At 75.6% G+C, this 14,804-nt stretch carries 13 protein-coding genes; 7 read left to right on the top strand and 6 right to left on the bottom strand.

Annotated elements, in window-relative coordinates; genetic code table 11:
- Positions 1 to 38: 38 nt before the first annotated feature.
- From HYE82_RS14680 to HYE82_RS14665, 4 genes are all read left to right on the top strand, one after another.
- Complete coding sequence (locus HYE82_RS14680; RefSeq protein ID WP_179174484.1) at positions 39 to 290, top strand: EF-hand domain-containing protein; 252 nt, start codon at positions 39 to 41, stop codon at positions 288 to 290.
- Positions 291 to 449: 159 nt separating this feature from the next.
- The gene (locus HYE82_RS14675; RefSeq protein ID WP_179174483.1) at positions 450 to 1,085 is read left to right on the top strand and encodes an ABC transporter ATP-binding protein; all 636 of its coding nucleotides are present in this window, start codon (positions 450 to 452) and stop codon (positions 1,083 to 1,085) included.
- The gene (locus HYE82_RS14670) at positions 1,082 to 1,951 is read left to right on the top strand and encodes a metal ABC transporter permease (protein ID WP_179174482.1); all 870 of its coding nucleotides are present in this window, start codon (positions 1,082 to 1,084) and stop codon (positions 1,949 to 1,951) included. Before HYE82_RS14675 ends, HYE82_RS14670 begins: the two co-directional genes overlap by 4 nt.
- A complete protein-coding gene (locus tag HYE82_RS14665; protein ID WP_179174481.1) occupies positions 1,909 to 2,730 on the top strand; it encodes a metal ABC transporter solute-binding protein, Zn/Mn family in 822 nt (273 codons plus the stop codon). The genes HYE82_RS14670 and HYE82_RS14665 overlap by 43 nt, the downstream gene beginning before the upstream one ends.
- A 56-nt stretch (positions 2,731 to 2,786) precedes the next feature.
- Here the strand turns inward: HYE82_RS14665 and HYE82_RS39260 are convergent, their stop codons facing one another.
- From HYE82_RS39260 to HYE82_RS14650, 3 genes are all read right to left on the bottom strand, one after another.
- Positions 2,787 to 3,080 carry a DJ-1/PfpI family protein gene (locus HYE82_RS39260; protein ID WP_309144322.1) on the bottom strand — a complete coding sequence of 98 codons (294 nt, stop codon included), beginning with the start codon at positions 3,078 to 3,080 and terminating at the stop codon, positions 2,787 to 2,789.
- A 468-nt stretch (positions 3,081 to 3,548) separates the two neighbouring features.
- On the bottom strand, positions 3,549 to 5,249 hold the full coding sequence (locus HYE82_RS14655; protein WP_179174480.1) for a class I adenylate-forming enzyme family protein: 1,701 nt from the start codon (positions 5,247 to 5,249) through the stop codon (positions 3,549 to 3,551).
- Positions 5,246 to 7,084 carry a CoA transferase gene (locus HYE82_RS14650; protein ID WP_179174479.1) on the bottom strand — a complete coding sequence of 613 codons (1,839 nt, stop codon included), beginning with the start codon at positions 7,082 to 7,084 and terminating at the stop codon, positions 5,246 to 5,248. Before HYE82_RS14650 ends, HYE82_RS14655 begins: the two co-directional genes overlap by 4 nt.
- A gap of 145 nt (positions 7,085 to 7,229) precedes the next feature.
- Between HYE82_RS14650 and HYE82_RS14645 the strand changes: the two genes are divergently transcribed.
- Complete coding sequence (locus HYE82_RS14645; RefSeq protein WP_309144321.1) at positions 7,230 to 8,438, top strand: acyl-CoA dehydrogenase family protein; 1,209 nt, start codon at positions 7,230 to 7,232, stop codon at positions 8,436 to 8,438.
- Positions 8,439 to 8,868: 430 nt separating this feature from the next.
- On the opposite strand, the gene HYE82_RS14640 is transcribed toward HYE82_RS14645, so the two are convergent.
- Both HYE82_RS14640 and HYE82_RS14635 read right to left on the bottom strand, forming a co-directional pair.
- The gene (locus HYE82_RS14640; RefSeq protein ID WP_256987232.1) at positions 8,869 to 10,122 is read right to left on the bottom strand and encodes a sugar ABC transporter permease; all 1,254 of its coding nucleotides are present in this window, start codon (positions 10,120 to 10,122) and stop codon (positions 8,869 to 8,871) included.
- Positions 10,119 to 11,246 (bottom strand): MFS transporter, encoded by a 1,128-nt coding sequence (locus tag HYE82_RS14635; RefSeq protein WP_179174494.1) that lies wholly within the window; start codon positions 11,244 to 11,246, stop codon positions 10,119 to 10,121. The genes HYE82_RS14640 and HYE82_RS14635 overlap by 4 nt, the downstream gene beginning before the upstream one ends.
- A gap of 285 nt (positions 11,247 to 11,531) precedes the next feature.
- Here HYE82_RS14635 and HYE82_RS14630 point away from each other — a divergent pair, with 285 nt between their 5' ends.
- Positions 11,532 to 12,221: a hypothetical protein gene (locus HYE82_RS14630; RefSeq protein ID WP_179174477.1), complete on the top strand. Its 690-nt coding sequence runs from the start codon at positions 11,532 to 11,534 to the stop codon at positions 12,219 to 12,221.
- A gap of 130 nt (positions 12,222 to 12,351) precedes the next feature.
- Positions 12,352 to 13,017, top strand: coding sequence for a sigma-70 family RNA polymerase sigma factor (locus tag HYE82_RS14625; protein WP_309144320.1), 666 nt, complete (start codon positions 12,352 to 12,354; stop codon positions 13,015 to 13,017).
- 986 nt (positions 13,018 to 14,003) lie between these two features.
- Here HYE82_RS14625 and HYE82_RS14620 read toward each other — a convergent pair.
- The coding region (locus HYE82_RS14620; protein ID WP_306439581.1) for an IPT/TIG domain-containing protein at positions 14,004 to 14,804 on the bottom strand (801 nt) is incomplete at its 5' end.

Raw genomic sequence — 14,804 nt, 5'->3', positions numbered from 1 at the left:
GACCGGCGCGTACAGCCCCACGGAAGCAGGACATGGTGATGAGCCAAAAGGCGCGCAAGCTCTTCGACGCGCTCGACCTCGACCAGGACGGCACCCTGACGCGTGCCGAGGTCATCGAGGCCCTCCGGGCCAAGGGCCCCACCCTCGCCGCGCAGGGGGTGATCCCCTTCTGGGGGGTGGGGGACGACGCCGAGTCCTCCGCCCTCTTCGACGCGGCCGACCAGAACGGCGACCGTGTCCTGACCTTCGAGGAGTTCTCCGCCGTGGTGGACCGCCGCTTCGGCTGGTGAGCCACCCCTCCGGCAGCCCTCCCGGCAGCCCCGACCGCCGCCGCTGACGGAAGCCGCCCATCCCGCGGGAACCCTGCGCGCCCGCCGGCCGACTACTGGCAGGCAGGAGCCGTCCGCTCCGGTCCCGCTCCTGCACGCACCGCGGCAGGGAGGCAGGGAATGGGTGGACTGGACGTACGGATACGCGGGGTCAGCTGCCGGCACGGCAGGGTCGACGCCGTCACCGGCGCCGAACTGGAGATCGCCGCCGGCGAGCGGGTGGCACTGACCGGGACGAACGGCTCCGGGAAGACCACGCTGCTGCGGGCCGTCCTCGGACTGCACCGGCCCACCGCCGGCAGCGTCCTGGTCGGCGGCCGCGACGCCCGGACAGCCGCCGAGTGGGCCTGGCGGCGCCGGGCCTGCGCCTGGATCCCGCAGAAGCCGGCGGCCGGCCGCTTCCCCCTGCTCGGCCGGGAACTGCTCGCGGCGGGCACCTCCCCGCCCGGGGCCGCCGAGGCCGCGCAGCGCCTGGGCGTGGCCGCGCTGGCAGAGCGGCCGCTGCACACGCTCTCCGGGGGCCAGCTCCAGCGCATGTACCTGGCCCGGGCCGTCGGCTGCGTCGCCGCGGGGGCCGGGGTGCTGCTCGCGGACGAGCCCACCGCCGCCCTCGACTTCGCCGGCCAGGCGGCGGCCGCCGACGCACTGGCCGCACTGCCCGTCACCCTGGTCGTGGTGACCCACGACCGGGCCCTGGCCGAACGCTGCGACCGGGTGCTGGAGATGGCCGCCGGGCGGCTGCGGGAGGTCCGGTGACCACCCTCGCCACCGCCGATGTCGGCGCCCTGCTCCAGCTGGTCCCCGTACAGCGCGCCGGGGCGGCGCTGCTGCTCGCGGCGATCGGCCTGCCGGTGATCGGGGTCGTCATCGTCGGGCTCGACATCATGCCGGTCCGCTTCGCGATGATGCACGTGGCCCTGCTGGGCATCGCCGCCGGCCTGCTGACCGGGCTCGACCCGATGCTGTGCGCCCTGGTCGCCTGCGCCCTCTCGGGTGCCGGGGTGGCGCCGCTGGCCCGCACTCCGGCCGGGCTGTCCGGGGCGATGGGGCTGCTGATGAGCCTCGCCATCGCCGCGGCCCTGCTGCTGCTCGCCGTGTCGGGGTTCAACGCCTCCGGGGCGTTCGCACTGCTGTGGGGGTCGATCCTTTCCGTGGGTACCGCCGACCTCGTGGTCCTCGGGGTGCTCGCGGCCGCCGTCCCCGGCCTGTTCCTGTGGCGCCGCCGGGACGTGGCCCTGCTGCTGTACGACCGGGAGCTGGCCCAGTGCTGCGGGGTGCCGGTACAGCTGCTGACCACCGCCCTGCTGGTGCTGGTCGCGGTCTCCGTCGCCGGCGCGCTCAAGCTGACCGGCGCCCTGCTGGTCGACGCGCTCACCCTGCTGCCCGCGCTCGCCGCACGCCGCCTCGGCAGCTCACTGAAGTCGATCACCCTGTGGGCGGTCGGCATCGGCGTCGCCGTCAACCTGGCGGGGTTCCTCCTCGCCCTCCGGCTGGACTGGCCTCCCGGTCCGGTTCTCGTCCTGACGGCGGGGGCGGTCGTCCTCGCCGTCCATCTCGTACCCGAACGGAGAAACACCACATGGCGCGCATCCGCGTCCGCATCGCCCCCCTCGCCGCACTGAGTGCGGCCCTGCTCCTCACCGCCGGCTGCGCGGACGGCAGCGGGACGTCGTCCGAGCCGACCGCTGCGGCCCCGGCCGGGGCCGGGGAGCGGAAGGTGAAGCCGGTGGTGGTCGTGACCACCGCCTGGGAGGGGGCCTTCGCCAAGGCCGCAGGCGCCGAGAACGTGAAGGTCATCGTGCCGCAGTCGGTGCACCACGCCCCGGACTACGACCCGAAGCCGTCCGACCTCGCTGCCGTGGCCCAAGCCGACTTCGTGCTGTACGCCCCCTTCGAACCGTACGCGGCGAAGATCAAGGAGACGGCCGGCTCCCGGGCGAAGCTGGTGGAGGTGAACCTCGACAACGACGCCGACAAGGTCGGCGCCGAAGTGGCCCGGCTCGGCGCGCTGTTCGGCACCGAGTCCGCCGCCGCGCAGTGGAAGTCCGGCTTCGACGGCGAGTACGCCCGTCTGTCCGGCGAGTTGAAGGCGGCCTGGCCGGGCGGCACCAGCCCGAACGCCGTCTCCCAGGTCTTCACCGTCTGGGCGGCGAAGCTCGCGGGGGCGACGACGGTCGGCAGCTTCGGCCCGGAGCCGGTCACGCCCGCGCAGCTGGCCGAACTGTCCGCCAAGAAGCCCTCTTTGGTCCTGGACAACGCCCACATGTCGACCGGCACGGTGCTGCCGGACACCGGCGCCCGGCAGGTGGAGATCGTCAACTATCCCGGGCCGGACCTGGACCTGCTGCCGGTCTACCGCAACGCGGCCGCCGAGCTGAAGAAGGCCATGGGCGGCTCCTGACCCGCGCCGACCCCGGTCGGGGTGGGAGGACGCCGCGCGTCCTCCCACCCCGCGCGCTACTGCCGGGGCGGCGCGGCCGGCGCCCACACCGTGCCGCGGGCCTCGTATTCGAGCATGGCCTCCACCGACGTCGCCGTTTCGGCGCCGAGTTCACGGCGTACGAGCCAGAGGGCGAGGTCGAGGCCCGAGGTGATGCCGCCCGCGGTGACCAGGTCGCCGTCGTCCACGACCCGCGCCGTCTTCAGCACGCCGCCCTGCTCCGCCAGGTCGGGCCGCGCCCGGTGGTGGGTGGTGCACGGCCGCCCTCGGGTCAGCCCGGCGGCGGACAGCAGCATGACGCCCGTACACACCGCGGCGACGGTGAGCCCGGGCCGTACCGCCGCGGCCAGGGGCCCGCGGCAGTGTGCCCCGGCGGATCTCGGCCCACACGCCGGGGTCCTCCCGCCGCGCGTATCCCCCGCCCGGTACGACGAGCACGTCGGCCTCGTGCGGGGACCAGCCGTGCGGGACCTGGACCGTCGTGCCGTAGGCGGCGCGCGCCGGGCCCGGGGCGGAGACGGTGACGTAGCGGACGTCGATCGCGCGCTTCGTGAAGAACCGGGCAGCGGAGAAGACCTCGTACGGGGCGGCGAAGTCGAGTTCCTCGACTCCGTCGAACATGACGAGGTGCACGCGCAGGGGTTTCCCGTCCGCCGCCGCCGCGGGATGCCCGGATGCGGCGGTCGCGGAGGCCGCCTGCGCGCCGGCGCTTCCGGCGAGGCCGGTGACCGCCGCGGTGGCGCCGAGGGCGGTGGAGGAGCGGAGCAGGTCCCGCCGGTTCATCGTGTGGTCCCGGTGTCGTGGGCGGGCCGGCGCGGTCCGGGTACGGCCGCCGGGGCCGCGGTCAGGCGCGCGCGGAGGGCGGCGCGGTCGGGCTTGCCGGCCGGGGTCAGCGGCAGCTCGGGGACGAGGAGGAGCCGCTCGGGGTGTTTGCGCCGGTCGAGGCCGCGGCCGACGAGGTGGGCGCCGAGGGCCTCCAGGGTGGGGGCGCGGTCGGCGTGCGGCACCACGCAGGCCGCAAGGCGCTCGCCCATCAGCGCGTCCGGGACGCCGACGCACACCACGTCGCGGACCTCGGGGTGCGAGGTGAGCTCCCGCTCGACCTCGGCCGGGCTGATGTTGGCGCCGCCGCGGATGACGACGTCCTTGAGGCGGCCGACCACGTGCAGCACTCCCCCGTCGTCCAGGAAGCCGAGGTCGCCGGTGCGGACCCAGCCGTCGGGAGTGCGGTAGCGGGCGTCGAGTTCGGGGGCGCCGACGTAGCAGAGGGGGGTCATGGGCCCCCGGGCGATGATCTCCCCGACGCGGCCCGCCGGGAGCGGCTCGCAGGTGTCCGGGTCGGTGATGCGGATGTCGGCGACCCTCGGGTCGGGGCGGCCGGCGACGACTCCGTGGCAGTCGGACGGCGGGGTCCGGTGGTCCAGTCCCGTATGGCAGTTGACGCCGTCGGCGGATCCGTAGAGGTTCACCACCGGACAGCCGAAGGCCTCGGCGGCGTCCGCCGCGGTCGTCTCGTCGAGCGGTGCCCCGCCGAGGACCAGGGCGGTGGGCGCGGGCAGCTTCCCACCGGTCTCGGCGAGCCGGTCGAGCATCATCCGCACCATGGTCGGCACGCCGAGAACGTGGGTGGGCCGGTGCTCCCGGATCGCGGCCAGGGCGGCGTCGGCGGTGAAGTGGTCGAGGAGGACGAGGGTACCGCCGTGCCGGGCGAGGGTGACGGCGGTGCCGTTGGAGCCGAAGGCGGTGGACAGGGGCACCATGAACAGGCAGCGCGGCGGCCGGCCGTCGGGGATGAGCGAGGCGAGGAAGTTGCCGCGGCCGCCGGCCAGCGCGTTGTGCGAGTAGGCGACCATCTTGGGCTCGGCCTCGGACCCGGAGGAGACGAGGATCCGGGCGGCGCTGTCGGGGTCGGGCCGGGCGGGGGTGAATCCGGTCGGGTCGGTCCGTGTCAGCGAGGCCAGCGGAATCGTTCCCTCGGGAGCGTTGCCCGGCCCTGCGGCAATGACGTGGGCCAGCGCGGGCAGCCGCGCCGACAGGGCGTGCAGCTCGGCGGCGTGGCGGCAGCCCCGGTGTTCGGCAACCGCGATGACGGCGACGGCACCGGCCCGGTGCAGCAGGCCCGCGGCCTCCCCGGCGCCGCGGCCGGCCGGGAAGGGCAGCCCGACCGCGCCCAGCGCGGCGATCGCGAGGTCGGCGATGACGGCATTGCGCTGGTCGGGCAGTTGGACGCCGACCACGTCGCCCGGCCGGACGCCGAGGTCCCGGAGGCCGGCGGCCAGCGAGCGCGCCTTGCGGTCGAGGGCGGTGTAGCAGAGGGCGCCCTTGGCGTCGAGGACGGCGGTGCGGTGCGGGTCCGCGATCTGGTGGGCCCGCTGGAGGCTGTAGAGGTCGAGGTCCGGGCAGGTCCCGTCGACCGCCCACGAGCGGCGCAGTGCGGCGGGCAGCAGGTCGTGCAGGACGGGCCGGGCGGAGGCGGTCATGCGAAGCTCCACGGGTCGGGAACGGCGGGGGCACCGTGCGCATCGCGGCCGATCGAGCCGGCGAAACGCGGATCGCGGTGCAGTGCGGCGAGGTCGGTGGTGACCGCCGTGGCGGTGAGGCCGCGGGTTCGCAGCCGGGGCAGGGCCTGGTCCGTGGGGAGTTCCCGGACGGCGTCGGCGACGGCCGCGACCACGGCCGCGCAGTCGTCGCCCGGGGCGATCAAGCCGTCGGCCGTCGGCAGCGGACGCCGGAAGCCGGCCGGCCGGCGGGGTTCCCCGCCGGAGGCGGCCCGGCGCAGTGCGGGGGCCGTGAGGAGGTCGGCGGCGCCCAGGAGGGAGGAGTCGACGCGGACGGCCCGGCCGGTGCGTTCGCGCAGCAGCAGTCCGGCGAGGACGGCCTCGGCGCCGGTCAGCCCGCCCAGGACGTCGAGCAGCGTCATGAGGGAGGGGGCAGGCGGTTCCCCGTCCGGGCGGACCGCCTCGCCGACCCCGGTGCGGGCTTGGACCATGAAGTCGGTGCCCATGGGGGCGTCGTCGATCCGGCCGGCCCAGCCGCTGGTGTACGCGTACACGAGCGCGGGCTGTACGGCCGTCAGGTGCTCGGCGTCCAGGCCGAGTTCACCGGCCTTGCCGGGGGCCCAGTTGTGCAGGAAGGCGTCGGCGCCGGCCACCAGCTCGTACAGCGCGCGCCGGCCGCCCGGCGCCTTGATGTCGATCTCCACGGCCTGCTTGCCGCGGTTGAGGGCGAGCCAGCGCGCGGACGTCCCCGAGCAGGCGGGCGGCATGCCGCGCAGCGGGTCGCCGCCCGGGGGTTCGACGCGGATGACCTCGGCGCCGAGCAGGCCGAGCAGGTGCGCGGCGAGCGGGGCCTGGATGCGGCGGCCGGCCTCCACGACGGTGAGCCCGGCCAGCGGGCGGCCCGGCGGCGGGGCCGGTCTGCGGCGCACGGCGGTTCCGGGGTCCGCCGGGGCCGTGCCGCGCGGGTCCAGGGTCCAGGGGGCCGCCCCGTCGTGTTCGGCGGCCCGCTCGGCCAGGGTCCGCAGGACGCACACGTCGGCCCCGGCGTCGGCGGCGGCCTGCCGGATCCGCGCGAGGGCGTGGGACCGGGTGGTGCGGTGGAGGGCCTCCGGGAGAGGCGCGCAGGCCGTGGCGTAGCGGAACTGGAAGGGGCGCCAGCCGGCCCGCAGGGCGTCGGCGGGGGCGTCCAGGGCGCGCCAGAAAGCGGCCCACGCCCCTGCGTCGAGGGTCTCCAGCTCGAACAGGACCCCCTCGGCGGAGGTGAAGGGCGGCCCTCCGGGAGCGGCTGATACGGCCTCGGCCTCGTCCGCCCCGGCGGCCGCGAGGTACTGGGAGACGGCGAGCAGCCCGGCGTGGTCGGCGCGGGTTTCGACCCGGGCGGGGGTGCCGCCGCGGGCCTGGGCGAGGAGCCCGGCGAGGAGTCCCTGCACGGTGAGGATGCCGGTGGCGGTGGCGGCGTAGTCGGCCGCCAGGCCGCGCGGTGCGCCGTCACGGCGGCCGTGGACGGCCATGATCCCGGTGGCCGCCTGGACGGTCGCCTCGTCGGCGATCCCCGATCCGGGCGCCGCCCACGCGGTGGCCGCCTCGGCCGGGGCGAAGTCCGGGCCGGTGAGCACGAAGTGCCCGGCGGGCGCGGTGTGCCCGGCGGATGCGGGGTGCCCGGCGGATGCGGCGGCCGGGTCGGCCGAGGTCGCCTGCTGCGCGCCGAGGAGCCGGAGGTGGTCCGCGACGACCTCCGTGATCTGCGGGGCCCCCGAGACGTCGAAGCGCAGGGTGTCGAGTGGCCGGACCGTCCTCGTGGTGACTGGTGACGCCATGCCTCTCCTCTCCGGGCGCGGTGGTGTGGTCCGCCCGAGGTCGTGTGGAACGCGGGAACCCGTCGGGGCTCGCGCCCGACCAGTTCCACGGAAGAGTCAGTCGGACAGCCGTTCCCACGGGTTCCCGGCGAACTGGAGGAAAACCGTGCCGAGTCGAGACCGTTCAGCGCCCGTACGGGGCCAGGAGGTGCCGGATGCCGGGCCGTTGCGGGAGCGCGTCGAGGAGTTCACGCGGACCCGGGTGCTGCCGCAGGAGCCCGTACTGGACGCGGGCGGCCCCGCGGCGGCGGCCGTCCGGGCACGGCTGCGGTGCGACGCCCGGGACGCCGGGCTGTGGGCGCTGCCGCTGCCGGCCGAACTGGGCGGCGGGGGCCTGACGCTGGCTCAGTACGCCGGGGCGGCGGAGGCCGAGGGTGCGAGCGACCACGGGCCGGCGGTCCTGGGCTCCGCCCCGCTGCTGGACGTCCGGATGCTCACCCGGTACGGCGACCCCGCCGTCCGGGAGCGGTACCTGGAGCGGATCGTCGCCGGGGAGCTGCGCGCCTGCTACGCGATGACCGAGCCCGACGTGCCGGGCACCGACCCGTTCCTGACCGGGACCCGGGCCCGGCAGCAGGCGGACGGCAGCTGGTGCGTCACCGGCCGCAAGTGGTTCACCTCGGGGGCCGCGGACGCGGACCTGGTCACCGTGCTCGCCCGCACCGACGGCGGCGACGGCGAGAGCGACGGCCTGTCGCTGCTGCTCGTGCCCACCGCCTCGCCCGGACTCCGCTTCGTGCGCGAACTGCCGGTGCTGGGTGCGGCCGGCCAGGGGGAGATCGAGCTGGACCGGGTCGTCGTGCCCGGCCACCACCTGCTGGGCGAGCGCGGCCAGGCCCTCGCCATCGCCGGCGAGCGGCTCCAGCTCGGCCGGACGCTGCGCTGTCTGCGGTGGCTCGGCCAGGCACGGCGCGCCTTCGACCTGATGTGCGGGCGGGCCGTCGCCCGGACCGGGTCGCGCGGCCCCCTCGCCGGGCACCAGCTCGTGCAGCAGCACGTCTTCGACGCCCTGCTGGCCCTGCGCAGCGCGCGGCCCCTGGTGTACGAGGCGGTCGCCCTGCTCGACGCAGGGCAGGAGGCGCACACCGAGGTGGGCCTGGCCAAGGTCGCTGCGGCCCGGATGCTCCAGCAGGTCGCCGATGCCGCGATCCAGGTCCACGGCGCCGCCGGACTCGGACCGGACACCCCGCTGCCCGCCTTGTTCCGAGCGGGGCGGGCGGCACGCATCCTCGACGGCCCGGACGAACTCCACATCACATCGGTGGCCCGCCGCGTCCTGCGCGAGTACGAACAACGCACCACCGCGTCCCGCTGAGGCGGGGCCCCAAGGCGCGTTCGACGCGGGGCCCGCGCCGGCGGTGTTCGGCGTGCTCCTCCTCCCGGCCACGCGGAGGGGACGTTCACGATCTCCATCGTGCCGGCGGCCTCGGCGGGGAGGTCCGACACACGCCGGACGCGGGCGTCGGCGTTGTCTGCCGGTCGCGGACCGGGACGAGGGAGTCCACGCGCCGCAACCGGTCGACAGGCGGGGCCGTCGCCCGGGAGGTCCCGAAGAGCGGGGCGAGCTGCCGTATTGCGAGGTTCGCGCGGGAGTGGACGGGGCGGCGCCCCGCTCCCGGACCACCTTCACCGGCTTCGTGAGCCGGTCCGTCCGCAATCCCGTGAACGTCCGCCTGCACGAGTTCGGCCCGCAACCCCCCACCCGCGCAGGCGGAATGCCTCGGTCCGGGTCGTCCGCAACACCCTCAGGCCTCGGTGGCGTCGGTCAGGCCGGTGAGGGTGGCCAGGCCGAGGGCGAGGAAGAAGTCGCCCCAGATCAGCTCGTGCCGCACGGCCGTGCCCTCCCGAGCGTCGTAGCAGCCGTCGAGCAGCATGCCGGCGGGGCGGGCACCGCCTTCGCCGGAGAGGTGGGTCTCGGCCAGGTGACGCAGGATCGCGGCGGCCCGCCTCCGCAGCCGTTCGGCGCGCCCGGTGTCGGTGTGGGCCAGTTTCAGCAGGGCCACGGCGTTGACGGCCGCGGCGGATGTGTCGCACGGCCCGTCGGGGTGCGCGCTGTCGGCAGGCGGCACGAACGGGCCGTCGAGCACGCCGGGCGTGGCGAGGAGTTCCTCGGCGGCCCCGCGGAGCCGGTCCGGCCGCCAGGCGGCCGCCGCAGGGTTCAGCAAGGCGTCGGCGACGGCCAGCAGCAGCCAGGACCGGCCGCGGCTCCACCCCGGCGGGGGCTCCGCGCACGGCTGCCATCCCGCCCCGGGCGTGACCCGCCAGGCCGGGTACGCGCCCCCGGATTCCCCGGCCCGGGCCAGGCACAGGTCGAGGTGCCGGTGGAGGTGGTCTCCGGCAGCCCGCACCCCCTCCGGGCCTGCGGCGGCGAGCAGTTGCACCGTGCCGGGGACCCCGTCGGCGCGGGCCTGCAGCCGGTTCCCGCCGAGGGCGGAGCCCCAGGGCACCAGGCCGAGACCGGGGTCGGCGTCCGCGAGGCAGGCGCGGGCTCCGCGCCGGCGCAGTGCGGCCGCCTCCCGGTCGCCGGCGGCGAGCGCGGTCCCGTACCAGAGGATCAGGCCGCGGGTGGCCGTGTCGGCGTCGGCCCACGGGGCCAGGCGCCGGGTGCACCCCGCGGCCGCACTCCGGTCCTCGGCGCTGCCGCTCCAACCGGCCCGCAGCCACAGCAACCCCGCCCAGAAGCCGCCCGTCCAGGAACCCCGGGCGGTGGTGGTCCAGAGGCCGGTGGCCGGGTCGGCGAAAAGGGGAAAGCGCTCCCCGACCGCGGCCCGGGTGACAGCCACCCGATTCAGGACGGCCGCCAGCGCATCCCCCGCCCATCCGGGACCCCCGCCCGTGGGACCCGGGCCCGGATGGTCACCGGCCAGGCCCTGGCCCTGACGGGCGCCGGTCACGTCCGCGCCCCGGACGTCCGCCGACATGCCCGAGCCGTGGCGGTCGGGCCGGGCCGGGGCTCGGTGGCTGCTCGGCCGGTTCGGGGCGGGGCCGGCGGCGGTCATGCGGGAGTCTCCGCGGTGCGGCGGTGGTCGCGGACGGCCCAGGCGATGGCCACGGCGGCGGCCGCGGCGAACTCCGCCGCCACCAGCAGCCAGCCGGCGCCGTACCGGCCGGCCTCCGCGAGCAGACCGAAGAGCGGCGGCCCGACGGCGAATCCGGCGAAGAATCCGGCGGCGACGAGTGCCGAGTCCTGGCCGGCCCTCCCGGCGACGGCCCGCTGCATCACCAGCACCATGGACACCGCGTTGCCCGAGACGGCGAACACCCCGACGCCGACGGCCGCCGCCCAGGCCAGCGGGGCGGCGTACACCGCGGCCGCCAGCAGCAGCGCGGCGCCGACCGCGCCGGCCGCGAGCCCCCCGGGCAGCCACTCGGCGCGCCCGGGCCGGGCCGTCCGCGACCAGCCCACCCGCCCCGCGATACCGGCCACGCCCAGGACGGCGACGAGCGCCCCGGCCGGGGTCGGCCCCATGCCGAGTTCCCGTACGCCGAACAGCGCGAGGTAGGTGTTGACCGAGGCGATGCCGGCACCCAGCAGCAGCGAGAACGCCGCCAGCCAGGCGACGTGGCCGCGCGGCAGCAGCGGTGCCGCGGGGGCGCCGGCCGGCGGGGGCGGGTCCGCGGGCAGGGACCGGGCGGCCCACAGCGCGACCGCCGCGGCCGCCGCGGCGGCCGCCCAGACCGCGCCGCGCCAGCCGATGTCGGCGGCCAGCGCCGTGAGGGGCAGTCCTGCGGCGAAGGCCCCGAGTTGGACGCCGGACTGCTTCATGCCGGTCACTGCACCGCGCCGGGCCGGCGCGACGGCGGCGAGGACGGCCTTGTTGGTGGCGGGGTTCGCCAGGGCCTGCGGCAGTCCGCCGAGGGCGACCGCCACCAGCAGCACCCCGGCGCCGGGCGCCACCGCGATCAGGGCGAGCGCGGCGGTCGTGACCAGCAGCAGGGCGACGAGGGCGCGCCGCGGACCGGTCCGGTCGACCAGGCGTCCGCTGACCGGGGACAGCACGGCGGCGGTGCCGAAGCCGACCGTCGTCGTGAGGCCCAGCAGGGTCGCGGAGACCTCCAACTCGTCCACCAGGCGCGGCCCGAGCGCACCCAGCAGGAACAGCTGGAGCATCGAGAACCCCATGGCGCAGGTGAGCAGCGCGGTCGGCGGGCGGCGCTCCGGAGGGCCGCCGCCTGCCTCCGCCGCCGCGTCCGGGGCAGGGGCCTGCTCCACGCCGTTCTCCCTTCTCACCGTCTCCATACCGTTTCGGCGGCCCGTGGCCGTGGGACAGAAGTCGGAAGCGGCAACTCGCGGGTTCCGGAGGTGACTTGTGACGTACAACACAGCCGTCGAAACGGAATGGCAGTCGCCGACTTGTCCGCACCGACCTGTGTTCGCCGGATCCGGGAGTGCGAGGATGAGCCCGTTATGACCTCTGACCGATGGTGTCGAGCAGTGCGGGCCGCGGTGTTCGCGGCCACGTGTGTGCTGCTCGCGGCCATCGGCCACACCCTCATGTCGGGCGCCGGTGTACCGGGTTGGGCGCTGGCCGCGGCTTTCGCCACGACGGCAGGCGCGGCATGGGCCCTCGCGGGCCGGGAGCGGCGCCTGTCGGCCGTGACCGCCGCCGCCGTCGCCGTCCAGGGGGTGCTGCACGAACTGTTCTCGTTGGCGCAGGCCCCCGTTCCGCATCCGCCGGTGCACTCCACGGCGGCGGGCATGGGCGGCGGCCACGGCACGCCCCGCGAGCACGGTGCAGCCGGGACCGTCGGCATGGACGGCATGGACGGCATGGCCGGTACGGCCGGGCCCGACGGCATGCACGGCATGCACGGCACGGCCGGCATGTCGGGGAGCGGCATGCTCGCGGCGCACCTGCTGGCCGCCCTCCTGTGCGGCCTGTGGCTCGCGTACGGCGAGCAGGCCGCGTTCCGTATCCTGCGGGCGCTCGCCGGCTGGTTCCTCGCACCGCTGGGGCTGCTGCCCCGCCTGACCGCCCATCCCCATCGGCCACGCCTCCGCTCGCGGCGGCCGCACCGCGGTTCCGCGCTCCGCCGGCTGCTGCTCGCCCATGCGTTCGGCACCCGGGGTCCGCCGTCCGGGATCGCTGTCGTCTGACAGCCGGCCCACCCGAAGGCTGCGGATCACCCCCGCGCTTCGGGTCTCGGCCCTGCCTTCCGGCAGCGGCCGTACGACGCACCGGACCCGCCGATCGCGCCGGTCCGGATCCCGACACCTTTAAGGACCTGTGGCGATGACCCCTGCCCTCAGCCTGCCCGTTGCGCCCACCGCACCCGCCGTGCCCGCCCGCGCCCCTCGCCGCCCGCGCCCCTCGCACTCGTCGCACGCGGACCGCACCGCGCGTGCCGCGTACTGCGAGGAACAGGTGACGCGGCTGGCGCTCGCCGCGCGCGGCGGCGACCCCCGCGCCGTGGACGGGTTCGTCCGGGCCCTGCACCGGGACGTGTGGCGCTACGTGGCGTACCTGAGTGCCGACCGGCAGGCTGCCGACGACCTCACGCAGGAGACGTTCCTGCGGGCCCTCGGCAGTCTGCACCGGTTCGAGGGCCGCTCCTCCGCCCGCACCTGGCTGCTCTCCATCGCCCGGCGCACCGTTGCGGACAGCCTCCGCTACGCCGCTGCCCGGCCCAAGGTGTCCGACCGCGACGACTGGCAGGCCGCCGCGGAGCAGTGCCAGCCCCGCGGCGTGCCGGGCTTCGAGGACGGCATAGCGCTCGCCGAACTCCTGGCGGCGATCCCGGGCGAGCGTCGGGAGGCCTTCGTCCTCACCCAGTTGCTGGGGCTGCCGTACGTCGATGCCGCGAAGGCCATCGGCTGCCCGGTCGGCACGGTCCGCTCCCGGGTGGCTCGGGCGCGGACGTCGCTGAACGAGCTGCTGGCGGTGTCTGCGTAGCCGGTCGGCGCCCGGGTCCTACGGCCGTAGGACCCGGGGCTTGAGCCGAGCCGGAGCCGACGCTTTGTCTGCGCTGACATGACGTAACCCTTTTCCGGCCGATCAGCCGGTGCCACGGATGTGGCACCGGCTGATGGATCCAACCCCTCTCAAGGATGCCCATCGCAACTTCCGTGCGGCTTTGCATTCTTTACCGCAAGGAATACAAGACACCGCACAGGAGCCGCGCCCCCCGAGAGGGATGGGCTGCCCACCGGTTGGATGCTTCTAGTGATGCAGGGGCAAGACATATGCCGCAAGAGTGAGGGTGGTTCATCACCCATTCGAGGGAGCGCAGTGGGCCCCGGCTTCGATGCCACCGGGAAATCACTGCTGCTTGATTCGGCTGAAATAAGGTTCCGGGATTGCCCGGAGTGTTACCGACGGGGTGTCCATTTGACGACCGTACGCGCCGGTCGTGCGGGGTTCTTGCCCGTCGGTGCCGGATGACGTCTCTTTCCGCTCCGTTCGACGGGGCGGCGCGGCTTGATCGGTTCGCAGAGAAACGATCCCTCGGCGAGCCGCTTCACCTATGGCCCTTACTTTCCATGGGAGTTGGCCCGAGAGTCCCCTTCGCGCGCCGCGGGCGCTGCCGAGACTTCCACCGTTTCACGGTGGGGTGACAGCCGGGGAATTTTTTGAACCGGCAGGAAGGTCCGCCACACCGGGCGAATCTCATCAGGAATGGTGAACGCGCCGATCCGAAAGCCCTAAGGTTCACTCTTTGCCGGGGTGAAGAAGCTGTGCGGGCCACCGGAGTACCGGCGCGCGATGCGTTCCGGCGTCGCCGACGGAACAGGGACAACCGGCGCTTGGCGGTGGCGGGTTGGGCTTCCGGTTCGGGGCCGGGTGGCTGTGGGCCGGGCTGCGTGCGGAGCCGGCTCGCCGGCTCCGGCCTCCGGGCATGCCAGTGGCCCGGCCGGCAGCCGGGCCACTGGACGTGCGTGTCACTCGTAGGTGAATCCGCCCGCCACGTTCGCGCTCCCGGACGGAGTGGTCACGACGACCGCCACGTTGCCGACGGCGCCTGCCGGTGTCAGGCCGGCGAGCACGGTGCCGCTGGCGTCGACGACGACGTTGGTGGCGGCGACGCCACCGAAGGTGACCGACGCCCCGGTGAGGTTCGCGCCGACGATGACGAACGGCGTCCCACCGATGACCGGACCGACCACCGGGGTGATCGACGCCACGATCGGCGCAGCCAGCGCGGTGTAGGTGAACCCGCCGGCGACGTTCACGCTGCCGAAGGGAGTGGTCACCTGGACGGCCACGTTGCCGGCGGCTCCAGGAGGCGTCAGGCCTGAGAGGAAGGTGCCGCTGGCGTCGACGACGACGTTCGTGGCGGCGACGCCACCGAAGGTGACCGACGCCCCGGTGAGGTTCGCGCCGACGATGACGAACGGCGTCCCACCGAGGACCGGACCGGTCGTCGGGATGATGGAGGTCGCGATCGGCGCAGGCGGGGCGGTGTAGGTGAACCCGCCGGCGACGTTCACGCTGCCGAAGGGAGTGGTCACCTGGACGGCCACGTTGCCGGCGGCTCCAGGAGGCGTCAGACCGGTCAGCAGGACCCCGCCGATGACGTTGACGTTGGTGGCCGGGACGCCGCCGAAGGTGACCGACGCGCCGGTGAGGTTGGTGCCGACGATGGTGAACGGCGTCCCGCCGGTGGTCGGCCCGCTCGGCGGGGTGATGCCCAGGACTGTGGGGGTGGGGGGTTGCGGCGCCACGTAGGTGTAGGTGGTGGG

This window comes from Streptomyces sp. BR123 (assembly GCF_013401435.1).
Taxonomy (GTDB): domain Bacteria; phylum Actinomycetota; class Actinomycetes; order Streptomycetales; family Streptomycetaceae; genus Streptomyces.
This window is presented reverse-complemented; position numbering and strand designations above follow the sequence as displayed.